General features: G+C 60.7%; 23 protein-coding genes. 6 read left to right on the top strand and 17 right to left on the bottom strand.

The genetic code is table 11. From position 1 onward, the window contains the following. Window positions 1-80: 80 nt before the first annotated feature. Window positions 81-875, top strand: a complete 795-nt coding sequence (locus LRP59_RS03690; protein WP_002513054.1) for an SDR family oxidoreductase — start codon at window positions 81-83, stop codon at window positions 873-875. Between the two features lie 11 nt (window positions 876-886). On the opposite strand, the gene LRP59_RS03685 is transcribed toward LRP59_RS03690, so the two are convergent. The 14 genes from LRP59_RS03685 to LRP59_RS03620 all read right to left on the bottom strand — a co-directional run bounded on the left by LRP59_RS03685 (window position 887) and on the right by LRP59_RS03620 (window position 13,814). Continuing rightward, a complete protein-coding gene (locus tag LRP59_RS03685) occupies window positions 887-2,350 on the bottom strand; it encodes a GerMN domain-containing protein (RefSeq protein ID WP_002531685.1) in 1,464 nt (487 codons plus the stop codon). Further along, a complete protein-coding gene (gene ccsB, locus LRP59_RS03680) occupies window positions 2,337-3,230 on the bottom strand; it encodes a c-type cytochrome biogenesis protein CcsB (RefSeq protein ID WP_002513052.1) in 894 nt (297 codons plus the stop codon). Before ccsB ends, LRP59_RS03685 begins: the two co-directional genes overlap by 14 nt. After that, on the bottom strand, window positions 3,227-4,816 hold the full coding sequence (locus LRP59_RS03675) for a cytochrome c biogenesis protein ResB (RefSeq protein ID WP_002513051.1): 1,590 nt from the start codon (window positions 4,814-4,816) through the stop codon (window positions 3,227-3,229). The genes ccsB and LRP59_RS03675 overlap by 4 nt, the downstream gene beginning before the upstream one ends. Beyond that, a complete protein-coding gene (locus LRP59_RS03670; RefSeq protein ID WP_002521144.1) occupies window positions 4,816-5,526 on the bottom strand; it encodes a cytochrome c biogenesis CcdA family protein in 711 nt (236 codons plus the stop codon). Before LRP59_RS03670 ends, LRP59_RS03675 begins: the two co-directional genes overlap by 1 nt. A 47-nt stretch (window positions 5,527-5,573) precedes the next feature. Further along, the gene (locus LRP59_RS03665; protein ID WP_002513049.1) at window positions 5,574-6,143 is read right to left on the bottom strand and encodes a TlpA disulfide reductase family protein; all 570 of its coding nucleotides are present in this window, start codon (window positions 6,141-6,143) and stop codon (window positions 5,574-5,576) included. Further along, on the bottom strand, window positions 6,140-6,856 hold the full coding sequence (locus LRP59_RS03660) for a histidine phosphatase family protein (RefSeq protein ID WP_002513048.1): 717 nt from the start codon (window positions 6,854-6,856) through the stop codon (window positions 6,140-6,142). The genes LRP59_RS03665 and LRP59_RS03660 overlap by 4 nt, the downstream gene beginning before the upstream one ends. A 22-nt stretch (window positions 6,857-6,878) precedes the next feature. After that, complete coding sequence (locus LRP59_RS03655) at window positions 6,879-8,594, bottom strand: uroporphyrinogen-III synthase (protein WP_002513047.1); 1,716 nt, start codon at window positions 8,592-8,594, stop codon at window positions 6,879-6,881. A gap of 123 nt (window positions 8,595-8,717) precedes the next feature. Then, on the bottom strand, window positions 8,718-9,038 hold the full coding sequence (locus LRP59_RS03650; protein ID WP_023269235.1) for a glutaredoxin family protein: 321 nt from the start codon (window positions 9,036-9,038) through the stop codon (window positions 8,718-8,720). A 40-nt stretch (window positions 9,039-9,078) separates the two neighbouring features. Beyond that, window positions 9,079-9,180: a 30S ribosomal protein bS22 gene (locus LRP59_RS03645; RefSeq protein WP_002550589.1), complete on the bottom strand. Its 102-nt coding sequence runs from the start codon at window positions 9,178-9,180 to the stop codon at window positions 9,079-9,081. Between the two features lie 135 nt (window positions 9,181-9,315). After that, window positions 9,316-10,107, bottom strand: coding sequence for a pyrroline-5-carboxylate reductase (gene proC, locus LRP59_RS03640; RefSeq protein ID WP_002513043.1), 792 nt, complete (start codon window positions 10,105-10,107; stop codon window positions 9,316-9,318). Further along, a complete protein-coding gene (locus LRP59_RS03635; protein ID WP_002513042.1) occupies window positions 10,104-11,147 on the bottom strand; it encodes an aspartate-semialdehyde dehydrogenase in 1,044 nt (347 codons plus the stop codon). Before LRP59_RS03635 ends, proC begins: the two co-directional genes overlap by 4 nt. 44 nt (window positions 11,148-11,191) lie before the next feature. Next, window positions 11,192-11,962 (bottom strand): CPBP family intramembrane glutamic endopeptidase, encoded by a 771-nt coding sequence (locus LRP59_RS03630; protein WP_204159038.1) that lies wholly within the window; start codon window positions 11,960-11,962, stop codon window positions 11,192-11,194. Between the two features lie 65 nt (window positions 11,963-12,027). Then, window positions 12,028-12,924 carry a proline dehydrogenase family protein gene (locus LRP59_RS03625; protein WP_002513040.1) on the bottom strand — a complete coding sequence of 299 codons (897 nt, stop codon included), beginning with the start codon at window positions 12,922-12,924 and terminating at the stop codon, window positions 12,028-12,030. Window positions 12,925-12,986: 62 nt separating this feature from the next. Then, complete coding sequence (locus LRP59_RS03620) at window positions 12,987-13,814, bottom strand: sugar phosphate isomerase/epimerase (protein ID WP_002521138.1); 828 nt, start codon at window positions 13,812-13,814, stop codon at window positions 12,987-12,989. 212 nt (window positions 13,815-14,026) lie between these two features. On the opposite strand from LRP59_RS03620, the gene LRP59_RS03615 reads away from it, so the two are divergent. The 4 genes from LRP59_RS03615 to disA all read left to right on the top strand — a co-directional run bounded on the left by LRP59_RS03615 (window position 14,027) and on the right by disA (window position 18,994). Beyond that, window positions 14,027-14,665, top strand: a complete 639-nt coding sequence (locus LRP59_RS03615) for a VOC family protein (RefSeq protein ID WP_002513037.1) — start codon at window positions 14,027-14,029, stop codon at window positions 14,663-14,665. Window positions 14,666-14,728: 63 nt separating this feature from the next. Beyond that, the gene (locus LRP59_RS03610; protein WP_148378492.1) at window positions 14,729-16,375 is read left to right on the top strand and encodes an NAD-dependent malic enzyme; all 1,647 of its coding nucleotides are present in this window, start codon (window positions 14,729-14,731) and stop codon (window positions 16,373-16,375) included. Between the two features lie 65 nt (window positions 16,376-16,440). Further along, window positions 16,441-17,838, top strand: coding sequence for a DNA repair protein RadA (gene radA, locus LRP59_RS03605; RefSeq protein ID WP_002521135.1), 1,398 nt, complete (start codon window positions 16,441-16,443; stop codon window positions 17,836-17,838). A 52-nt stretch (window positions 17,839-17,890) separates the two neighbouring features. Then, window positions 17,891-18,994 (top strand): DNA integrity scanning diadenylate cyclase DisA, encoded by a 1,104-nt coding sequence (disA, locus tag LRP59_RS03600; protein WP_002513033.1) that lies wholly within the window; start codon window positions 17,891-17,893, stop codon window positions 18,992-18,994. 35 nt (window positions 18,995-19,029) lie between these two features. On the opposite strand, the gene LRP59_RS03595 is transcribed toward disA, so the two are convergent. The 3 genes from LRP59_RS03595 to LRP59_RS03585 all read right to left on the bottom strand — a co-directional run bounded on the left by LRP59_RS03595 (window position 19,030) and on the right by LRP59_RS03585 (window position 23,116). Continuing rightward, complete coding sequence (locus LRP59_RS03595) at window positions 19,030-19,410, bottom strand: hypothetical protein (RefSeq protein WP_002521134.1); 381 nt, start codon at window positions 19,408-19,410, stop codon at window positions 19,030-19,032. A 323-nt stretch (window positions 19,411-19,733) separates the two neighbouring features. Further along, complete coding sequence (hemQ, locus tag LRP59_RS03590; RefSeq protein ID WP_254935090.1) at window positions 19,734-21,731, bottom strand: hydrogen peroxide-dependent heme synthase; 1,998 nt, start codon at window positions 21,729-21,731, stop codon at window positions 19,734-19,736. A 50-nt stretch (window positions 21,732-21,781) separates the two neighbouring features. Next, on the bottom strand, window positions 21,782-23,116 hold the full coding sequence (locus LRP59_RS03585) for a glutamyl-tRNA reductase (RefSeq protein WP_002532643.1): 1,335 nt from the start codon (window positions 23,114-23,116) through the stop codon (window positions 21,782-21,784). A 131-nt stretch (window positions 23,117-23,247) separates the two neighbouring features. Between LRP59_RS03585 and hemE the strand changes: the two genes are divergently transcribed. Further along, window positions 23,248-24,309, top strand: coding sequence for a uroporphyrinogen decarboxylase (hemE, locus tag LRP59_RS03580; RefSeq protein ID WP_002533258.1), 1,062 nt, complete (start codon window positions 23,248-23,250; stop codon window positions 24,307-24,309). Window positions 24,310-24,313 lie beyond the last annotated feature (4 nt).

The following is a 24,313-nucleotide window of genomic DNA, read 5'->3' as shown; positions in this document are numbered from 1 at the left end:
ACACGCATTACAGATGATCGGGCGTCCCGAACTCACCTGCGTGAGGATACACTCCGGTGGGAGCGTGGAAGACTTGAAACATGAATGACATGGAGGCGACTCGCGACGAACGCCCGTGGGCACTGGTGAGCGGGGCCAGTGGTGGTCTAGGGCAGGCATTTAGCCGTCATCTGGCCAGCTGCGGCGTCAACCTCGTTGTGACCGGACGGCGGCATGACGTCCTCGACGACCTCGCTGACCAGCTCACCACCAGGTACGGAATTCAAACTATCGTTCATCCCTGCGACATCTCCTCGGCATCAGAGCGGTTAGCCCTTGTCAACGAGATTGCGGGACGCGGGATCATCATCGACACCCTCGTCAACAATGCTGGATTCGGTGCTGCTGGCCGCATCGCTGAGACCGACCCGGAGCGTCAAACCTCCCAGGTAGAGGTCAACTGCGAGGCTGTCGTGCACCTGTGTGGGTTACTGCTGCCTGGCATGATCACAGCCAAACGTGGGTCGATTATCAATGTCGCCTCCACTGCGGCTTTCCAGCCCATTCCGCAGTTCGCCACCTACGCGGCATCGAAGTCCTTCGTGCTGTCCTTCACCCGTGCCCTATGGGCTGAGACCAATGGCACCGGGGTGCGCGCCACCGCAATCTGCCCTGGTCCCACCGAAACCGGGTTCTTCGACGTCGCCGGGGTACCGCGTATGGCGGCCGGTGCTCGACGCAACCCAGACGACGTGGTCCGTACCGCTTTCGACGCTCTAGCCCGTCATCGCCCCTACGCCGTTGACGGTTTCGTCAACCGCACCGTCGCGCGGCTGGCGCCACATCTACCGGCGCGGCTGGTGATGACTCAAGCCGAGAAATACCTCCAGGTCTGAAGCCAACGCACCTACTTGGCCGTGATGACCTTCTCGTCGGCGATGTGGGTTCCCTCGCGGATGATTAAGTCGTATTCCCCTTTCGGCATGGTGAAGGTGGCGTGCCACGGCCGCCACTTGTCACCATCGTTAGCCGATAGATTGATCTGTCCGCTCGTGATGATCCGGCTACTCTGAGGGGGCCTTACTTCATAGCTCATGACGGATACCGTCGGCTGTGCCACACCACTAATGGTGATCGTGCCAGCCGACATGTCGGCACCAGCTTGAGGCGAATCCACCCACACCCGGGCGCACCGAGCAAACCCCTCGTCGACGAAGTCCGTCGCCGGCTTGCCGATAATGGGCAGATTCGGAGAGCCGTCAACAAGGATGCGCACTGATTTGTCGCCGGTACGGTCACCGACGGCAGCCGTAGCCGTGACGACGAGCTGCTGAATAGCGCGTTGCACCTGCTCACCGTTCTTGAATTGACTGAAGGCTGATGCGGAGAGGTCAAGAGTGATCCGGTTACCTTTCACCGTAGCCCGATTCACCTGCCCAGCTGCCCAACCCGAGGTGTAATTCGGGTCTAGAGGTGCAACATTGAGGACAGCGCCAACGGCCGTTCCTAGCCGGTCACCAGAGGTGGGAAGGTCACGCAGCTCACGGTGGATGAGGCCGTCGTCGCGACCCAGGTAAAACACGTCAAGATCAGTCTGCAGAGTCGACAGTGACTGACTATTGGACTCTGGGGTCCGGATAGACGGTAAAGCCTCCGGATCCCCCATCGTCGAGCCGTGGCCCGACCCCAGCAACGGCAAAAGTACACCGACCAGGAAGGCTAGCCCACAGGCGAGCACAATCACCCAGGTGGTAGGCCTGCCACGATGGGGGCGGCGCGCGATCTGGGATATGATGGCGTCATAACGCGACATCGGATGGATCGACTCCGCGAAGGTTTCTAACGCAGAACGCACGACTGCTTCGACTCGGGGGTCGGCGTGGCCCGGATTCGTTTGCGATCCCGGACGCAGCCTCTCTCCAATGGCAATAAGGCCCTTGGCTTCGTTATTGCGCACTGCGCTGACGCTCATGCCAAGGGTCTCAGCGATGTCGTCGTCGGAGAGGTCTGGCGTAGCCAACTTGAGAACGAGCACCTCGCGCTGACGGGCCAGCAGACCCCTCAGGCACCAATAAGCCAGGTCCTCAGGAGTTTCGGGTGGGGTGGCATCCCGCTCGGCCGGCTGACGGCTCCTAGCCTTGTTCACGACAGCAGTGCGCACATACGACACGGCATGCTCATACGAATGTAGTTTCGGATCACGCAAGTAACTTGTGGCGAAGGCCGCGATCACCGCATCCTCAGCCACTTGCTGGTCCGCCAACAGCAAGGTGGCCAACCGCACGAAAGCGTCCCACCTCTCTTGGTAGAGCTGGGGAAGCCAATCGTCGCGGGATTCAGAAAAGGAACCTGTCATATCAGATTCCGGCATACGAGTGAAGACCGTTAAAGATCAAATTGACACCGACGAAATTAAACCAGAAACAGGCCGCACCAACGATCGCTATCAGGGCGGCCGGGCGACCGCGCCATCCGGCAGTGGACCGGGCGTGGAGGTAAGCCGCGTAGACCACCCAGGTCACCAAAGACCAAGTCTCCTTGGGATCCCATCCCCAGAAGCGTCCCCAGGCGTAGTCAGCCCACACCGAACCAGCAGCGATAGTGAAGGTCCAGATCGGGAAGCCGATAGCGTGGGCGCGATATGCCAGAGTGTCCATGGATTCCAGGGGAGGCAATTTTGCCACCAAACCCTTGACGGAAACTCCGGTCCGTTGGGCCTTTACCTGGGCGTTCGTGGCGATGAGGTACATGATTGAGGCGATAGCCCCGACATTGAGGGCGGCTGCAGCGATACAAGCGGCAACGATGTGAATAACGAACCACACGGAATGCAGAGCCGGCACGAGCGGCGCTACGGCCACGTAGAACACCGTTGCTGCCAGCCCGTTACCAACTGTTAGCAGCAGGGTGACGGCGATACCCATCCATCTGACGTGGTGGATGGCGACGAGCACAAGGTAGGCGATGACGACGAAGAACAGCGCCGAGGTAACGAATTCGTACATGTTGCCCCAGGGCAACCGATGAGCAGCAATACCACGGCAGACGACACCGATTGCTGCGCAAACCGCACCCAGCACGGTGAGGTTGAGCCCCATACGGCCCCACGTTTCCGAGCGCAAACGCTCCTCGTGGCTGGGATGTTCGGTCCCCCGCACACTGGCCCACTCCACGGCGTGGGCGAGGAAGGCAAGCATATAGAGCACCGCCGCGGTGACGATGCCAACGGCAGACAGATTCTCCACACTCACGAGTGCTCCTCCTCGACATCGCCAGACATGCTATCCCCATGTAGTGCAGCCAGCAGAGAGTTTACGTCGTCCACAGCCCCGGATCGGGAGTCACTGCGATCCAGGCCACCAATCTCTACTCTCAAGCCGTCATCACCAGGAATAGTCCTCACCCACACCCGCCGGGACCGCGAAAACAAGCTCACACATAGCCCTGCCACTGACAGCACCACAGACAAGAACGTCAACGGGAGCCCCGGGTTCTGGGACACCTGGATCTTGGCCCACCTCTGCCAGCCATTGAACTGGATCGACCCCTTGCCGTCGGGCAGTTTGTACCTCTGACCTGGGGATAGCACAAAGCGGGCCTTGTCCTTACCGTTCGTCACCTGGGTCAGTCCCGTGGTATCGAGGGTGTAAATATTTAACGGCACCCCCGTCTCCACAGTCGGTTTGCCATACCAGGCGGTCAGATACAGCTGCGGGTTAAGGGCGTCGGGGAAGAGCGACGTCGGACCACCGGCCGTGATGGCGCCAGTCGGTAGAAAGAACCCCTGAAAAGCCAGACGATCCGGACGGGCGTCGGGAGCTTTGATGACGCCGACAGACTTGAAGTTGGCATCCTGTGGCAAAAAGACAACCGGTCCGGAATAAGCCACCTTGCCATCACCGTCGCGGACGACGACATCCGCGGCGTATCCGTGCCCAAGCAGGTGTACCTTTGTTGATCCGATCCGCAGTGGGTGGTTGACCTGCAAATCTCGGGTCTGCGTCTTGCCGCCCATGGTGAGGTCGACAGTGGCGTCGAAGGAGCGGGCGGCGCCGCGCTGCACCGTACCAGTCTCAAAAGAGACCACGAATTTGCGCAGCTTCATGGAAAATGGGGTGAGATTATCGGTATCGACCATCGCCCCAGCCTTGAACTCGTCGTACTGAGTGATGCTGTTGGAAAAACCCTGACCCTCCACAACGACGGAAGTTCCCTTGAACCCCCATAAAGTGTTCCAGCCGACGCCAACAAGGACCAAGACCAAGAAGATATGGAATACGAGGTTGCCCGTCTCGCGATGACGTCCGGCCTCGGCGCGAAGGGAGCCGTCGTCGTCAACAACGAACCGATACCGGTGTGATTTCAACCACTGCTGAGCGCGTTGACTAACCTCCGCTGCGGAAGCGGAGGTGGTCATCGAGGCGTGGGCTGCTAGCCGGTCCAGTCTGGCCGGAACGCGGGGAGGTTGACGGCGCAGGGCTTTCGCGTGGCTGACGATGCGCGGAACAATGCAGCCAATAAGGCTTATGAACAACAGTAGATAGATCGCCGAGAACCACACCGAGGTGTAGACGTGGTACATCCCCAGCGGACGACATATGCGGTCCAGAGTCGGATGGTTGGCGGCGAAGTCAGAAACCTTCATCGCGCTCTGAGCGCTCTGCGGCACCACCGAGCCTGGGATGGCAGCTAGCGCAAGCAAAAACAGCAAAATGAGGGCCATCCTCATGCTCGTCAACTGGCCCCACACCCAACGCATGAATGGGCGAAAACCCAGCCCGCTATTCCCAGACGTTGAGGTCGTCGTCACTTTCGAATCCGTCACGGAATCACCCATCAGATCACCGCCCCGAACTTAGCTGCCCAGGCTCGCAGCATCGCCATAATCGATTCCCACCATCCGGTGACCAACAGCACACCAACAGTCATCAGGAGTATTCCCCCGAAGCGCTGTACACCGTGCTGATGGGTCCGCACCGCGTCAATCGTGCGACCCATCCACACCACAGCAGCAGCCGCCGTAATAAACGGAATTCCCAAACCCAACGAGTAGCAGGTGGCCAGTACCGCACCTCGGACCGCTGATCCCTGGGTCAAGGACAGCCCATAAACCACCGACAGCGCCGGCCCAATGCATGGGGTCCAGCCCAGCCCGAAGACGATTCCTAAAATCGGTGCGACGGCCAACCCTGCTCGGGGCAGACGATGGATCCGCAGTTCACGCCGGCCTAGCGGAACAAGCCCAGCAAACATCGCCCCGAATACGACGGTCAGCGCTCCAACAATGATCTCGATGGCGCGACGATGGCTCACGAGTACCTTGCCGAGGGTGCCAATAATCGTCCCAGTAGCGACGAAGACGACGGTGAAACCCACCACGAAAAGGACTGTGCCCACCACAGTACGTGCCCGACGCTGTCCTTCAATGACGTCTGCGGCCCCCAGGCCTGTCACATAGCTGAGATAGCCAGGGATGAGAGGCAAGACGCAGGGGGAAAAGAAGGACAACAAACCGGCAAATACCGCCACCGGGATCGCTCCGGCCATCGATCCAGTCAGTGCCCCGGCTGCCCACGATCCCAGGTCGAGCGGCGTCACTGGCTCTCCTTGGCAACATCATTAATCGCCTGGACCAGGGTGGCGGTGCTCACCTCTCCCACGAATCGGGCGGCCGAGCGGCCCTTGCGATCGATGACGAGGGTGGACGGAATCGCTTTGGGAGGCAATTCGGTGAACTTGAGCAGCAATGCCCCATCGGGGTCATAAAAACTCGGATAGGAGATATGGAACGCTCGGGAGAAGGCCTGCGGCGGCCCAGGGTCAAGATCGCGCGTATTGATCCCATAAAAGGCTGCGGCGTTCTTGGTGCTATCAGCCGCTTTCACCAAGGCAGGAGCCTCATGACGGCACGGCGCGCACCATGATCCCCACACATTGACGACGATGACCTTGCCCTTGGCGTCAGCGGTGCTGATCTTCTTACCGTTCAGATCGGTCCCAGTGAGGACCGCGGCAGGCTCCCGCTTATCAGCTGGAAATTTTGACCAGGATCCGTCTCCAGCTGCGAATCCCTTGTCATCACTGGCCGAGGTTGACGAACATGCCGAAACTCCGGTCACCACAAGAGTCGCCGTAGCAAGGGTAGCGATGAGCCGAGTCTTCACTCCGGGGCACCACCTGCAGAAATATTGGCCCGACGATCCTTCGCCGGAATGAGGTCACGTGCCGGTTCGCAATAGTCAACGCGGACGATGCGACCATGGAGCACCCCAAAACTCGTGACCGAGGCTAGGGTGCATTTACGAAAGCGCGGATCGTGAGGAAGACGTCGCCCTTCGGCTGCGCAGCGCGCAATCCAAATCGGCAGTTGGTGGGAGACGATGAGAGCCTGACCGCCTGCGGGGACCTCTTCCGCCGCTCGCATGATAGCCCGGGTCATTCGCTCGGCGATCTCAACGTAAGGCTCACCCCAGCTAGGGGTCAAGGGATTCGACAGATAGCGCCAATTACGAAGACTGCGCAGGGCCTTGTTGCCTTTGCCAAAGACCTGGCCTTCGAAGACGTTGGCCGCTTCAATGACATCAGAATCGATGCGCACCTCAAGTCCAGGATGCAGCGCGGCGATGGGGGCCATCGTCTCCCTGGCGCGCTCTAAAGGGGAACTCACCAAGGCCGATAGCTCGGCACCGGCAAAGTGCTCAGCTGCACGGGCAGCCATCCTTCGCCCCAACGGAGATAGGTGGTACCCAGGCATACAGCCGTACAAAACCCCGGTCGGGTTATCGACTTCACCATGGCGCAGCAGGTGGACAGTCGTCGTGGCGCCCATCGTCTCCCTTTCCGATACCTCGCGGGCAGCAAACCCCGCCCTGCCCATGACCTTACGTCATGGGTCTGTGTCAGCGTGACGGATGACGGCCACGACGCTTGCGCTGGGAGGGCCGAACTACCGGCAGGCCCTTGGCAACCATGTCATCACGGCGCTTCGCAGCGAAATCTGCCAGGGCGTCAGCCAAGCTCAACGCAGTCGGCTCGGGGGCGATGACGTCGACGGTCAGGCCGTGCTCACGGCAGGTTTCAGCAGTGCGTATACCAACGGCGGCGACCACGGTGTGCTTATGTGGTTTTCCGGCAATACCGACGAGGTTGCGCACAGTCGTCGAGGAGGTAAACACGACGGCGTCGAATTTGCCGGTCTTAATGGCTTCACGGGTCTCAGCTGGCGGCGGGGCAGCTCGCACGGTGCGATACCCGACGACGTCTTCGACCTCCCATCCCAGCTCAGATAGGTCGGCCGACAGGGACTCAGTGGCGATGTCGGCACGCGGCACGAAAACGCGGTTAATGGGGTCGAGGGCCTCGTCAAAGGCCGGGAATACCGCGGCCAGAGCTCGGGTGGACTGCTCGCCCGATGGCACGAAATCGGGTCGAACACCCCATTCAGCCAAAGCGTTGATAGTCGAGTCGAAGATCGCGGCAATCCGCAAGCCTGAGTACGCGCGAGCGTCCAGACCGATCTGCTCTAGCTTCTCTGAAACGGCACGTACCGCGTTGGCAGAAGTAAAGACGACCCACTCGTAACGTCCCTCAACAAGACCGCGAATAGCTTTATCCATCTGCTGAGGAGTACGCGGAGGCTCCATCGAAATCGTGGGAACATCAAGGGAATGGGCACCGTAACTCTGTAGTCGTGAGGGCAGGGTCGCGGAATGGTCACGGGTGCGCGGGATGAGAATGTTCCAGCCAAATAACGGCTTGGACTCGTACCAATCGAGCTGCTCACGTTCGGGGGCTTCGACAACTTTGCCGATGGCGACGTGAACCGGCTCAGCGTCACCCAGGCGCGCTGTCTTAGCGGTCTGTGGTAACTCACCGAGGGTGACGGTATGAGTGGTCTGCTGGGTCGTCGCGCCATGGCAGATAAGGGCCGCGGGCTCATCCTCACCGCGTCCAGATTCAATCGCGTGTTTGACGACTTCTTTAAGCTTGCCAGCCTCAGTATTGACGACGATGAGCCCCTGATCTGACCAGTTCGAACCATGTCCAGCAATATCGCGCTGACATGCAGCGTCCCCGATGAGCTGGACGTCATGGCCATGCAAGATCAGCCCGGCGTACTCCGGGACAGCGGTCATGCCAGTGACACCGGGAACAACGTCGACGTCATGATCAGCGCGAGCCACAGCGGCAGCCTCCGCGCCAATATCGCCATCAAGGAAAGGATCCCCAGAAACGAGACGAACGACTTCAAGGCCTTGGGAGGCGGCATCAATAACGGTGGCAGTGACGTCAGCGCAGTGCTCGTCCACGTCGACGGGAGTCGGAGCGCCAGTCCCTGGCTGACTGGGTAGGACGGCGGCTTCTTCATCAACACCACCCGCCAACACGATTCTGACGTCGGGACGAAGCCCAAGAAAATCACTGCCCAGCAGCATGCGGTGCTCGGCGCACGAAATGACGATGACCTGAGCGCGATTGATGGCGTCAACAGCTCCAAGGGTCAACAGATTCGGATCTCCTGGTCCGGTACCCACAAACTGCACCCTGGCCTGAGACGACGCAGTGCCCAGATCACCGGCCGGCTGCGGCGTCGGCTGGTGAGCCTCGTCAGTCATCTGGAGTCCTTCCGGTGTCTGTCGTCATGCCAGGCGGTGTGCTCCGGCATCGGGCATCGAGGTCAATAGTGCTGGTCTGTGAGGAAAGGCGCAAACCTGCCCGTCAACTGGACGTCCCGGCTATCAGGGCAACACTGCTGGGAGCGAGGGGCCATCACGTAAGGCTGACAGGAAGGTGTCAGCGTCAAGGGTCCAATAGGAGATAAGCGTGCCATCAACGAAAATTACCGGGACATGATCGCCCCAGCGGGAGCGAAGGTCCTCATTGGCATCGACGTCAACGATCATCGGTTCAGGCACGAGATCGCGATGTTCCTGTCTCAAACGTGCAACGAGGCCGACGACCTCATCGCACAAATGACAGCCCTGTCGGGTGACAATAATGACGCGCCCCTCGACCGGCGGGTCGAGGGGCCGTAATTCACCGCTGCGGAGGGCAGCCATGCCATGTTGATGCCGCCACATGTCACAACCGCCCGAAGTGTCACTTGCCGGCGCGACGACGCTGGATGCGCGTCTTCTTGAGCAACTTGCGGTGCTTCTTCTTCGCCATGCGCTTGCGACGCTTTTTGATCACGGATCCCACGGTCAACCTCTTTCGTTGAAACTGAAAGCTTGGTGCACCCAGGTAGGTGCGAAGTTCTTGGCCCACCGACAAGGCGGACAAAGGGGTACTTTACGCTGTGTCGACCATGGGATCCAAAATTGCCGCGCCAACCCATCAGGACAGGCCAGCGGCGCGGTCCCGACATGCCGTCATCGCATCGGCGAAAGCGGAGCGCACACCTCCGGCCTCCAATGCGGCTACGGCAGCCGCAGTGGTACCACCCGGGCTCGTCACCTCGGATCGCAGGACCGCAGGGTGCTCGCCTCCTGCCAACAACTCAGCCGAACCGGCTAACGTCGCTACGGTAAGTTGGCTAGCCTGGTCGCGCGGCACACCCAGCGCAACGGCAGCATCGATCATGGCCTCTGCTACCAAGAAAACGTACGCCGGACCCGATCCCGACACGGCTGTGGCAGCATTATGCAGCTCCTCGGGCACAGTGACGACGACTCCTACCGATTCGAGCAGGTCACCCACCTTTTTAGCCGCGTCCTCGGAGCCGGGAGCGGAACTCACAATGAACGCCCCTTTGCCCACCCGAACTGGGGTGTTTGGCATAACACGGACGATCTTTCCCTGCCATGCCATGAGCAACTTCTCAGTAGTGACACCGGCGGCGATGGAGACAACGACCGCATCAGCTTTCAGAGCGCCCGAGACTTCTTCCAGCACGTCAACGGCCGCGTAAGGCTTGACGCCGAGGATGACGAGGTCGGCGTCCCGTACAGCTGTGGTGTTGTCACCGCTCGTGGTCACACCCAAAGTGTTGGCGATTTCGTCGCGATGGGACGCCGATCGCGCGGTCGCCACGACGTCCTCAGCCTTAATTTGTCCAGCGTCAATGAGTCCACCAACAAGCGCCCCAGCCATCGTTCCACAGCCCAGGACGGCAATCTTCCCGCTCATTCGGCAGCCACCAGCTCAGCGAGCTGCACCGCGTTGAGGGCCGCCCCCTTGCGCAAATTGTCCGCAGCGCAGAAAAACACCAGACCTTTGCCAGCCGGTGCGGACTGGTCAGCACGAATACGACCAACCAACGAAGGGTCAATTCCGGCTGCCGACCGAGGATCGGGGACGTCGACGACCTTGACTCCAGGAGCCTGCGTCAATAGCTCAGTGGCCTTCTCAGGGCTGAGGCTCTCACGGAACTCAGCATGGACGACAAGCCCATGACCGCTATACACCGGAATCCGCACGCAGGTCCCCGCAACCAGCAAATCAGGAATATGAAGGATCTTGCGAGACTCATTGCGAAGTTTCTGTTCCTCGTCAGTCTCGCCGCTGCCATCGTCAACAAAGTTTCCCGCCACCGGAAGAGCGTTGAACGCGATCGGTGCGACGTAGGGCCCAAGGTCCGCCACCGGCACACCACGGCCGTCCAGCGCCAGACCTGCCGGATCGTCAATGGCCGTGGTTTGATCGGTGAGGGCTCGTACTCCGGCCACCCCAGACCCCGAAACAGCCTGGTACGTAGCGACGACAAGGCGAGTCAGACCGGCAGCGTCATGTAGCGGTTTGAGTACCGGCATTGCGGCCATCGTCGTGCAGTTGGGGTTAGCAATGATCCCTTTGGGACGCTTAGCGACATCTTCGGGGTTGACCTCACTGACAACCAGCGGGACGTCAGGATCGCGTCGCCAGGCGGAGGAGTTGTCGATAACGACAGCCCCGGCAGCCGCCACGCGGGGGGCAAACTCGCGGGAGGTTCCGCCACCCGCAGAAAAGATTGCAATATCAAGTCCAGCAAAGTCAGCCGTTGCGGTGTCCTCAACGACGACTTCGCTGTCACCCGAACCGTTATTCCACGACAACTTCTGGCCAGCCGAACGGGCGGAAGCGAAAAACCGCACTTCATCGGCGGGAAAATGACGCTCGGCTAGCAGGGTGCGCATCACCCGGCCAACCTGTCCAGTGGCTCCGAAGACTCCAAGCTTCATGACCCCCATGGTACGGGCAGGGGACGACAGGTTCGGTGAGTATCCGAATTGCCTTATAACCAGCTGACGCGACCAGCCAGATAGGCGTATCCCAGGAAGGAGATGATGTCGAGGAAGGCATGCGCCACGATGAGGGGTAAGAGCCGACACCGACGAGAGAAAACCCAGCCCAGGAATAGACCCATGACGATGTTGCCGATGAAGCCGCCCCAGCCTTGGTAGAGGTGGTAGGTGCCGCGGATGATGGCCGAAGTGACGATAACCATCGTCGTCGACCATCCGATCTGACGCCACCTCGTAAAGAGGTAGCCGATCATGACAGTTTCCTCAAGGACTGCGTTCATCCCTGCCAGCCCGATGAGAACCGGGGCCGTCCACCACACATGTTGCAGGTCAGCGGCCCGAACAGTGGTGTTGAAGCCGAGAGCATGCGCCGCCCAGTAGAAACCAAGCCCGGGGATACCAATAATGGCGGCCAGCATCGCCCCAGCTCCGACGTCACGTCCCCATCCCGGCGCTTCCAGCCCTAAAGCGCGACGGACGCCCTGTCGTGGCGGCTTGACCTGGACGAGCAGGAGGACCGCCAGCAAGGCTGGCACGACTCCGAAAGCGATGTCAGACAGTTGATACAGCAGATCGAGCCACGGACGCCCCGGAGTCACGGAGGAATTGAGCGTGGAGGTCTGCTGGTTCATCGGCACACCTCGAGTGAGGCGCTCGATCATCCGCAGAATTGAGTACCACGCTGACTGCCCCAAGCTGACAGCCAACACGAATATCGTCTCCCAGAGCAGGCGCCGATCCGCCGCGCGATCCCTCATCATCCCCCGACGAGGCCTCTCATCCAGGCACCGGCGAGGGCCGAGGGTGCTCGTGTTATTCCGCATCATCAACGCCTCTCCACCAGCGATCGCCCAAACAGCCAAATATTGCCCGGCCTCTCGACGATTCGTCGAGTGCAGTACCGGTACCAGTCATGGCCATAGGGCAGATAAACCCTCATCCGATGGCCAATATCCACCAGTCTCCGCTGCTCTAAGGGACGGATTCCTTGCAGCATTTGGAACTCCAGCTGACGATCCAGACTTGCCATAAGTTGCTCGCCGAGCGCCACAAAGACGGGATCATGGCTGGCTAACATCACCGTCGAAGGACCGGTCATGAGGGCGCGCAGACAAGCCGCCATTCTCAGATCGACGTCGTGCGGACGGATCAAAGTAACTGAACGAGGGCCGGTGTACGAGCCTTTGCACAGCCTGATGCGGCGTCCCGGAGCAGCCAGTTCTTGAACCTGCATGAGGGAATCGTGGCGTGCAGCCTGGATGACGATGCCGGTGTCTTCGTATTCGCTCAGCAGGTCCATCACAATGCGATGCGAGCGGTCATGGATGTCGGGGCCTTCGTCGTCCACAGTCACAGCAACGTGGTTGTCGCGAGCAACCTGGCAGACCTGTCGGGCGTGGTCCCGGGCCAGATCGTCGCTAACTCTCAGCCCCAGAGCCGCCAAGCTGATCGACACCTCAGCATGGCCATTAAAGGCCGGATCAGCGCCGAGTCTCTCGATAACCCCGCACAGCCTGACCATTGCTCGTCGGGCCTGGATTAGGTCGGCGGGATCGGGATCAAGGGGGTGCAGGCTGACGTCTAAGCCCTTAGACACCTGATCGGCAGCCTTATCGACCGCCGATGCGACGTCTTCCCCCGCAACGTACGTCACAGCAATCTCACGCGCGATTCGAGATCGGGACACCTTGTGAGCGATCGTGGGGTCCATCGCCAATCGCATCGCAAGACGTCGACCCGATGCCAGCAGAGCTCTGCCCCGGAAATCATGTCGACTCTCCGTCACTACCGGGCCCCTTCCCACGCCTGGCCAGATCGGCGAGCAAAGATGCCACGATCAACCGCCATCCTGGTCTGCGTCAGAGTTTCAGACAATGCTTCGAAACGAGCACCTTGACCCGCACCCTCGCCAGAGAACTTACGGGTGTTGACCTCTAACACAATGTCCCCGTCGAATCCACCCGTTACCGCTCGCTCGATGACCTCCCAGGCGTGCTGGTTTCCCTGGCCGGGTAGAAGATGCTCGTCCTTAAAGGTGCCAGAGCCGTCCGTCAGGTGGATGTGACGCAATCGTGAACCCCACAGATCAACCAGGGTACGAGAATTCATCTGGGCGGTTGCAGCATGAGAGAGGTCCAAGACGAGGTGGTCGTAACTGAGGTTCGTGGGGTCAAACCCCGGCGAATAAGCAGCAAAGCGACCCGCTGGAGTGCGCCACGGATACATGTTTTCTACGGCAAAGACGAGCGGGAAGTACTTCTCGTTAAGTTCAGCAATGCCTTCTTCGAATCTACCGGCATAGTCGCGCTGCCAGCGGAAGGGAGGGTGGACGACGATGAGCCTGGAGCCGAGCCGTCCCGCAGCTTCGGCGGCTTTATCCAACTTGCCCCACGGGTCACTACCCCACACATTTGGCGTGACGAGCAGACACGGCGCATGGATCGACGACACTGTGACGCCATACTCAGCCGACAAATCGACGATCCGGTCAACGTCTGCGGCGACTGGATCGATACCGACCATCAACTCGACTCCGTCATAACCGATAGCCTTAGCGCGAGCGAAGGCGTCGGCGGTCGACTCAGGGTAGACCGAGGTCGTCGACAACGTCACACGGGGGGCGACTGAGGCAGACGTGGTCGTCGTTTCAGAAAGTCCGAAACAGTCAGGCACGTGCTCAACCTACCGTGCCCAAGCCGATACCGTGACGGAGGCGCCAGATGCGCTGTGCCCACGTCACAATGAACCGTGATGCTAGACCGCATTACGGCGGCCAACCGGGGGGCCGATTTCATCGTGGGAAGCACAAAGGGGACAATATTGCCATGCACGTCGACCATCTCATGTTCGCCGCTGGCCCCGCAGGTCTCGATGAGGACGCCGCTCGCCTCGGCGAAATCTTGGGGACCTCCTTCATCAACGGCGGAGTTCATCCCAGCTTCGGCACCCGCAATCGCATCTTGCCGCTGACCGGCCCGCGTTACATCGAGATCGTGGAGGTCCTCGACCACCCTGCCGCAGAAAAAGCCGTCTTCGGACAGGCAGTGCGTGCACGCCAAGAGCAGGGCGGCGGTTGGATGGGATGGGCCGTCTCCGTCGACGATCTCGCCCCTTATGAGAAGCGTCTTGAACGTCAGTCGGTGCCCGGTAGGCGTACTTTCCCAGACGGCCGTCACCTCGAATGGCGTCAAATCGGGATTAAGGGCCTGATGGCAGACCCGCAGTTACCCTTCTTCATCAAATGGACCTCTCCGGCCGAACTGTTGCCTTCCAGCCTGAGTGGCAACGTCACCTTGGCCTCCGTCGAAATGTCCGGATCGCGTCAGCGTGTAGAGGATTGGCTGGGAGAGACGATCCCGGACGAAGTCGAGGGAATCACTTTCCAGTTCGCCAGTCCGAACGGTCACCCTGGCATTGACGCTGTAACCTTCAACACCCCCTCACGCGGGTGTGTTCGCATCTGACGTTTCAGCACTGACAGATCCTCCCGGTAATGTAAAAAGAGAAGCCACCACCGGGAGATAGCCGTGTCACGAAAACCTGAGCCCATGACCAACCCGATCACGAATCGGGGGACGGCCTTTACCCGAGCTGAACGGTTGGAACACGGCATGATCGGACGCCTTCCGGCGGCCGTCGAGACCCTGGAGCAACAGGCCCAACGCTGTTACCGCCAGCTTCAGGGATTGGGCTGCAATATTGATCGTTACGTCTTCCTGGAGGAGCTCCAAAACCGTAACGAGACCCTCTACTACAAGCTCCTCGTCGATCACCTCGTCGAGCTGTTGCCGGTAATCTATGACCCCACCGTCGGTGAGGCCATTAAGAAGTGGAGCCACGCCTACCGACGCTCCCGGGCGGTCTATTTGTCAGTAGACCATATCGAGGACGTCCGCCCCTCCTTCGAGACTCTCGAGCTGGGGCCTGATGACGTCGACTTGCTCGTCGTTTCCGATTCTGAACAAATCCTGGGAATTGGAGATTGGGGCGTCAACGGAACCGATATCTCCATCGGCAAGCTCGCCGTCTACACTGCGGCCGCCGGTATTCGGCCAGAACGCACCATTGCCGTCAATTTGGACGTCGGCACCGACAACGCATATTTGCTCAACGACCCGTCTTATCTTGGCAATCGTCACGCCAGGGTGCGCGGGGAACGCTACGACGAGTTGATCCATGAGTACCTCGAAGTCGCAAGCGAGCTGTACCCACACGCACTGTTACATTTCGAGGACTTCGGCGCTTCTAATGCTCGTCGCATCCTGGTACAGAATGCCGCAAACCACCGCATTTTTAATGACGACATGCAAGGCACGGCAGCCATCGTGTTGGCAGCCGTCATCTCTGGGCTCAAGGTAACCCGGCAATCCTTCGCAGATCAGCGCCTGCTCGTATACGGGGCAGGTACCGCTGGCACCGGAATTGCTGACCAAATCCGCGCAGCCATGATGAGTGACGGATTAAGCCAGCAGGAGGCAATCGATCGGATTTGTCTCATCGACCGCAATGGCCTGGTCACTGACGACATGGAGGGCCTACCCGACTACCAAGAGCCCTACGCTAAGCCGGTTGAGAAAACTCGTCATTGGGCTCACACGAATCGACACATTGGTCTTATCGAGACGATCCGACGAGTTCACCCAACGATCCTCATCGGAACCTCCACTGACCACGACGCTTTTACCCAGCAAGTCGTCGAGGAAATGTGCCAAGAGGTCGAGCGCCCCATCATCATGCCGTTGTCGAATCCGACTGAGAAGATCGAGGCGATGCCTGCCGACGTTATTGCGTGGTCAAAGGGGAAAGCTCTGGTTTCCGTTGGAATTCCAGTAGCGCCCTTCCACTATGAAGGCACCCGTTACGAGATTGGGCAGGGCAATAACGCCCTCCTCTACCCGGGCTTGGGGCTAGGGGTCATCGTCTCGGGAGCCGAACGGGTGAGCGCCCGCATGATCCGTGCCGCCGCCGAAGCGGTGGCCTCCCAAGTTGACCCACGTCCGGCTGGGTCATCCCTGCTGCCGGCAGTGGAGAACCTACGTGCCTCCTCGGCCACCGTTGCAGTGGCGGTCGTGCATGCTGCCATCGAGGAAGGCATCGCCACCAAAAAGCCCAGCAACATCGTCCAGGCAGTGCAAGATGCCATGTGGTGGCCGCATTACCCGCCGGTGGGCTGACCGAAACACAGCGTGGAACACCGTCGTCGTCGAACCTGTCGGTTCCTGCTGGCAGGGTAAGCGCCATGGCGAGGAAGACGCAGACTCCGACGTGGGTATGCACCGAGTGTGGCTGGACGACGACCAAATGGGTTGGCCGATGCGGCGAGTGTCAAACCTGGGGTTCGGTAGTTGAGAAGGGGGCACCGAAGCTCACCGAGGTCACCTCGTCGACGCCCACGTCGAAGGCTGTGCCCATCGGCCAAGTCAGTGAACAAGCCGCTAACCGTCATCTCACCGGGATCAGCGAACTCGACCGGGTATTGGGTGGTGGTCTAGTGCCTGGGGTCGTGGTTTTGCTCGCCGGAGAGCCAGGAGTCGGAAAGTCGACCCTGTTGCTCGACGTTGCGGCCAAGTGGGCTAAAGCAGGCAGGCGCACCCTTTACGTCACTGGGGAGGAGTCGGCTGCCCAGGTAAGGCTGCGGGCTGGTCGCACGAAGTCGCTAGCCGACGAACTCTACCTAGCTTCTGAGACCGATTTAGGTACGGTGCTTGGACATATCGAGCAAACCGAGCCCTCCCTCATGGTGTTGGACTCCGTGCAAACGGTTGGCACCAGCCAGGCTGACGGCTCCCCCGGCGGCGTTTCACAGGTGAGGGAGGTCACCGGGGCCCTGGTACGGGTGGCGAAGAGACGCGGGATGGCAGTCATCATCGTCGGCCATGTCACCAAAGAAGGGTCGATCGCTGGCCCGCGCACCATGGAACATCTCGTTGACGTTGTTCTCAACTTCGAGGGTGACCGCCATTCCGGATTCCGAATGGTCCGTGCCACGAAGAACCGCTACGGCCCAGCCGACGAGGTGGGCTGCTTCGAGATGACCGACGTCGGAATCATGGAAGTTCCGGACCCGTCTGGCCTATTCACCTCAGACAACGCCGATCCCCAGCCGGGCACCTGTGTGACGGTGACGATGGAGGGACGCCGTCCCCTACTCTCAGAGGTGCAGGCGTTGGTAGCTCCGTCAGCTTCCGAGAAATACCCGCGTCGCACCACTCATGGGGTCGAGGGCGGTCGGGTGGCCATGATTCTGGCCGTGCTGGAACGTAAAGCAGGTTTGCCATTGAGCAACCGAGACGTCTACGTCTCGACGGTGGGTGGCGCCCGGGTGTCCGACCCGTCAGCCGACCTAGCGATCGCGGTCGCGGTCGCCTCCGCCGTTCTTGATACCAATTTCCCGACCCGAGTCGTTGCTCTCGGAGAAGTCGGTCTGGCGGGAGATTTGCGCCGCGTTCCAGGGCTAGAGAGACGAGTGGGCGAGGCGGCACGGTTGGGGTTCGACCTGGCAGTGGTACCACGCAACTCTCGGGAGGCACATACCAAGATCCCGACGATGCACGGGTTGCACGTCATCGAAGTCGGGAGTGTAGCCGAAGCTCTTTCGGTGCTTAACCTGCGCCGACAGCGGAAAGTAAACCAGTGATAGTAAGGACATCTGAGGTGAGAACCGCGGCACAGCGAACTAAAGTCGACTCATGAACGACGTCCAGCCCGATCCCGAGACGTCCCGGGAGATGCAGGCGGAACAGGTGCGCCATCTAATGGCCCTCTTGGCCCCTGGCACGCCTATCCGGGAAGGACTAGATCGCATCGTTAACGGACGCACTGGTGGTCTCATCGTGCTCGGTGATGGGCCAGAGATCAACGGGGTTTGTTCCGGCGGATTCCCCCTTGACGTCAGGCTCACCCCGCAGGCCCTGCGCGAGCTATCCAAGATGGACGGGGGGCTAGTGGTCTCGAGTGATCACGAGCGCATCAAAGCAGCCGCGGTCCACTTTGTCCCCGACGGTAGCCTGCCCACGTTGGAGACTGGTACCCGTCACCGCACGGCAGATCGGCTCTCCCAACAAACCGGTGCGCCGGTGGTAGTCGTCTCGGCGTCGATGTCAGTGATGTCGCTCTTCCTTAGCGGCCGTCGGTACCTGATCGAGAGGCCTGAACAGTTGCTCGCTCGGGCCAATCAGGCCCTTGCCACCCTGGCAAGCTACCGAGGACGTCTGGTCGACGAGGCCGAAAACCTCACCACCTTAGAGATTCGCGACCAAGTTCAGGTGCGTGACGTCGCCGCTGTCGCCCAGCGGGTCGAAATGTGGCGTCGTATCGATGTCGAGGTCCGTGGATATGTCTCTGCTCTGGGTGTGGAGGGACGCCTTGTCCAGTTACAACGCAACGAACTATCCCTAGGCGTAGAAGACCTAGGCCGGTTGCTCACTGATGACTATCGCCCCAATTCCGTCGCCCCTGGCGGGTTTTCCCTGTCCGGATTACAGAAACTGTCCTGGGAAGATCTGCTCAACGTGACCAAGGTGGCCGAGACCATCAACCTCGGTCCTGCTGAACATCCGCTGGACTCCCCCATTCGGGCACGCGGTCATCGACAGCTGACACTCATGACGGACCTGTCGTCACGCACAATCCAGCGGATTATCGACCACTTCAACGATCTGCAAAGCCTAGTGTCGGCATCCACCTCCGAACTTAGCGATATTAAGGGGGTCGGCCTCAGACGGGCCCGTGAAATTCGCCAGGGGTTGGAGTCGATCTTTGAAGGCGATCAGCGCACCCATCACCTTCATTAGATCCGCATATGCATTGACACGTATGTCGGCAGGGCTCAGGCACCCATCCGCATAACGAAGCGGCCGCTGGGGCCACCACCGATATTGACAGTGGCGACATAGTACCCCGCACCTAGGGACTCCTGAGACAGCTTGCACTTACCCGTAGAGCGCTTCGTCGGCCATGAGACTTTGTAGGTCCAGGGGTTTTGGGGCTTGATCTCGTGCACGCCCTTCGGCCCCCAGGAACCGCAATCATCGGTCGACCAGATGCGATCCGACCCAGACGTGACGGTGAGGGTCTGTTTCACCTTCTGAGTGTCCCAGTGGCAACTAGTTGAGCTTCTCACCTCTACGGTGAAAGTTTCGGTGTCACCCACATGGGGCTTTTTGGTATCTCCGGTTACCTTCACCGACAGCTGCGAACCCTCACACATCGCTGACGACGGCGGCGGAGTCGATGCTGAGGCCGACGGCGATGGGGATTTCGTCCGGGGCGCAGACCTACTTGGGCTCACTGCGGATGAACTTGCTGAAGGAGTCGCCGACGCCCACGCAGTGTCCGTCCACGACGGGTCCGGAGTGAACGACGAAGCCGCCGGAGCAGCCGACTCTTTCGACCCCCCTACCAGCTTGGCAATTCCGGCAATGACCAACGCCACGACGACGACCGCGGCAATCAACAACACCAGTCGGCGCACCCAATATATTTGCGGAGATTCTGGCCCCACTGGGTCAGTCAGACCACGCAATGGCGTCATCAGGCTCTCATCTGGCGGTCGGCCCACACCACCGGAGAAACGCGCTCGCCGGTAAAGAAGGGGGTATCCACGTCGACATAACGACGGGCTTCAACGTAACGAAGGTCCTTCATGACATCAACAACACGGGCGAGGTCGTCACCCTCCAAGGCGAGAATCCACTCGTAGTCCCCGAGCGCGAATGCCGCCAACGTCGACGCCTTGACGTCGGAGCTGGCTGCGCCAACGATACCGTGTTCGCGCAGCATGCGGGAACGATCAGCCGCCGGAAGGAGGTACCACTCCTTGGAGCGAATGAAGGGGTAAAACGCAGCCCAACGCCTCGGGGCGATGCCGGCGAAGCATGAGGGCAGGTGAGACTTGTTGAACTCCGCAGGACGATGAACTCCTACGTTCGACCACACCGGTTCAAGGTGGCGCCCCAGCCCAGATGCGCGGAAACGATGGTAGGCGTCCTGCAGCACCGCCGGATCGTCGCTAACCCACCACACCAGCAGGTCGGCGTTAGCGCGCAGGCCTGACAAGTCGTACCATCCACGAGTGTCGACACCGGAGTGTCCCGCCCACTCGTCGGAACCCTCAACAAGGCGGCGACGCTCGTCATCCTCGGCAGGAAGCGCGGTCGCGACGCGGAATACCGAGTACATCGCCCATTTGCTGGAGGCGTTGACCTCCTCGGGAATGACCGGGGTGTCGCGGGGATCGGTCGGTGCGGTGTAGGAGCCGGCGGGAACTTCGTCGTCGCGTGGTCCCTCAATCACCGAATCAGCACTCGAATGGTCAGACATGGGGGTCTCCTTAGTCAACGGGTTGTAGGGGGAAGGAGGAGTCTCCAGTTCGACCGCCTCTGGCCCCGGGCGATCGACTGCACTCGCTGAGCCGCTGGGCACAAAAACCGCACCTCCTGGTTCAGCATCGACTACATCGGCACCGGCAGCTACAGACTCGACATCACTACCGGAGACGGTTGGAATGTCCTCAGCGTCCGGGTAGCGTCGGCAACAGCCAGCGGCGCAGGGAGCCGGCCACGACGTTAGATTGCCACCCTCACCACGAGCCGCCGCGGCCTGGGACAAGATGAGCCCGGCGAGATCAGCGATAAAGGCGGGATGGGTGCCAGCGGTCGCCGCCCGCGTGAAGGCGAGCCCGGACACCTTGGCTGCCTCGGCGGCCTCGTAATCAAGGTCATTAACGACCTCCATGTGGTCAGCAACGAAGCCAATTGGAGCGACGACAACAGACTGCACGCCCTGCTCGGGAAGATTGCGGAGGTGATCGATAATGTCCGGTTCAAGCCACGGGTCGTTGGGACGCCCCGACCTCGAGCAGTAGGCCAAGTCCCACTGCGGCATATTCCCGAAAACCTGACGCACCTGGCCGGCGACCTTCTCACAAACCGCTTTGTGCTGGGAAATGTAGTCCGTTCCCGGCTGCCCAGCGCCGGATGCGTCCTGCATAGAGTCAGGGATGGAGTGAGTGACGAAAACGACGCGGGTAGCTTCGAGAGGAGTAGGTGGGATCCGCATAAACGCCTGCATCAGAGCTTCCGCGTTAGCGCGAATGAATCCCGGCGCCTCGTTGAAGGGGGGTACCTTGTCGACCTGCATATCGGTGATACCGACGTGAGCCAGAGCAGTCGCGATCTCCTCGCGATACTGACGGCACCCGGAGTAACTGGCGTAGGCAGAGGTGACAACCGCTAACACCCGACGTACCCCGTGCGCGTGCATGTCAGTCAGCGCTTCCTCAAGGAAGGGGGTACCGTTGCGGTTCCCTAACAGCACTGGAACTCGTACTCCGTGACGGCGCAGTTCATTCCCAATCGCGTTGACGAAAACGTCCGTCGCATCGTTAATCGGGCTAACACCGCCGAAACGGTCATAGTGCCGGGCGACATCAGCCAAGCGTTCTTCAGGGATGCGACCGTGGGAGACCCTTCTCAGAAAAGGCATGACCTCTTCGGGGGAACGCGGACCGCCAAAAGAAACGACAAGCACGGCGCCATAAGGGGCCAACGGGTCCGTGGGGGCAGCGTAGGGGTTAGCGGTCACGATGTCCTCTCCTCACCTCGGGGTGCCGCATCTGCGGCAAGGTCCTCCACCCGCAGGCCGGTAACCGGACACGTCATGCAGTCAGCATTGGCGAAGCTGGACATGTCAATGACGGGTGCCGCGATGTCCACGTCGATCCCCAATACATCCGACAATGAGTTAAGCCAGCGATCGCCCAAGCCCTGCTCAGAGGCCATCCTGGCTCGAGCCGACGGGATGTGCGCCATAGACGCAGCGAGCCGTCGAAGGGACGCCGCTACCTCATCGACAGGGACCGAGCCTTCTTCGGGCAGACGCTCCAGTTCAGCAGTAACGAGATCTGAAATGACGTCGCGCAGAGCGACGACAGCCGGGGCCATCCGACGACGTTCGAGGTCTACGGCAAAGTGACGGACTCCCGTAGCGATGATGTGTTCGGCGGCGGCCCGCTCAGCTTCCGCAGAGGCGGGAACAGCCTGCCGGATCGTCTCAAGGTCGATGACCTCTACCCCAGCGGGGACAGGCTCCTCAACGTCCCCACTGATTGCTAAATCGAGCACCATGAGATCTCGGCCCCTTCGAGCATCGACCGCGCGCCGAGCAGCCTCAGCCGACAACGCAGGAACCCCCGACCCACGGCAGGTGACGACAAGATCAGCTTGTGCCAGCACGGCGTCGATGTCGAGAGCCTCACTGACCCGGTGGCGTCGAGCAAATCCGGCGGCACGTCCGGAGGCTGAATGGACTTGAATCTCGGCGACCCCCCGAGAACTCAGCTGGGCGCACGACGCACCGGCATAGGAGCCAGTCCCCATAACGAGCACCCGAGCGCCATCCAAGCCCATCCGCTGGGCAACGAGATCAAGCCCGACCGCGACAACGGTGCGTCCCTCAGCAGCCAACGCAGTCTCGGTAGCGACATGACGTGACGTCTTGAGAGCTTCCTCAACGACGTGACCAATGGTGTAGGAGACGGTCTGTTCACGGCGCGCCTCACTGAGAGCACGCTTCATCTGTCCGGCGACCTCACGTTCCCCAAAAACCATCGACTCCATGCCCGCAGCCACCCGGAACAAACGCCAAACGGCGTCGTTCTCACAGACGAGCTGGGCAGATTCGGCTAACACGTTTGCTCCGTGATCGGCAATGCACCTGCGTAACGCGGCCTCGTCGAACCCTTGCGCGACGGCTTCAGGGGAGGTTTCAACGATCAGGCACACCCGGTTGCACGTTGACAGCACAAGGGCGCCCCGGATCTGGGGATGATCGGTCAATGCCAGGCCAAGTCCGTCAACCTGCGCGGCCGCCTCGGAAACGACGCCAAGCCCCTGCTCGGCATGATCCACGGTCAAGACACACAATCCCACGAAGCGTTATTCAACCATGCTGTAACGACGAACCACCAGTACATACGAAGCTCATAACTCGCCCAATAATCGTCCCATGGGCGGCATCCGCACGTGGTGGGGCACAATCGGGGGTGATGACTGAGACCACTACCTTCACGGCAGATTCACCGCTTCTGCAAGCCATGACTGGGCACCGCCCTACCGTCGCCCCGGTGTGGTTTATGCGCCAAGCAGGCCGTTCGCTACCGGAGTACCGCGAAGCCCGAGAGGGCACCACGATGCTCGAGTCTTGCCTCAACCCTGAGCTCGCCGCCGAGATTACCTGCCAACCTGTGCGCCGCCACCACGTCGACGGGGCCGTTCTCTACTCCGACATCATGGTGCCGCTAGCCCTGGCGGGGGCAGAGGTGCGCATTGAGCCAGGAGTCGGGCCCGTTCTCGACGAGCCCGTCCGCACTGCCTCCGACGTTGACCGCATTACTCGACGTCATGTCGAGGACCCCTCGGCTATCGAGGAGGCTGCACGCCTGGCGATCACCGAGTTAGGCGACGTCACACCGCTCATCGGTTTCGCGGGTGCCCCGTTTACTATCGCCGCCTACCTCGTCGAGGGCGGCCCCTCCCGCGACCATCTGTCTGCCCGGGCGATGATGCACTCAGACCCACAGACCTGGGCAAGGCTCATGGAGTGGGTTGCCGACTTGGATGCTGCCTTCCTGGCTGCTCAGCTGCGCGGCGGGGCGCGTGCCATCCAGCTCTTTGATTCCTGGGCTGGGTCGCTGGGCGCGAGCGATTATCGAGCCAGCGTCGCACCGTTCTCTCAGCGGGCTCTGGCTACCGTCGATCCGAACATCCCGGTGGTTCACTTTGGCGTCAATGCCACCCATCTGCTGTCTGAGTTTGCGCAGGTGGCAGCTACTGCGTCACGGTACCCAGTACTTGGTGTCGACCACCGGATTAGCCTCGATGAGGCCTGCGCCACTCTTATGGTCTCCGGGATGGAGATGCCGGTTCAGGGCAACATCGATCCCGCCTTGCTCTTCGCCGGATGGGAACCGCTGGAAACCGCCACCCGCGATATCGTCACGGCAGGACGTCAGGCCCCTGGACACGTCGTCAATCTGGGTCACGGCGTGCCCTCCAACACCGACCCCAACGTCTTGACACGGCTGGTGGAGCTGGTGCACTCCCTGTGAACCG

The organism is Cutibacterium sp. 37298 (assembly GCF_023838685.1).
GTDB lineage: Bacteria > Actinomycetota > Actinomycetes > Propionibacteriales > Propionibacteriaceae > Cutibacterium > Cutibacterium acnes.
This window is presented reverse-complemented; position numbering and strand designations above follow the sequence as displayed.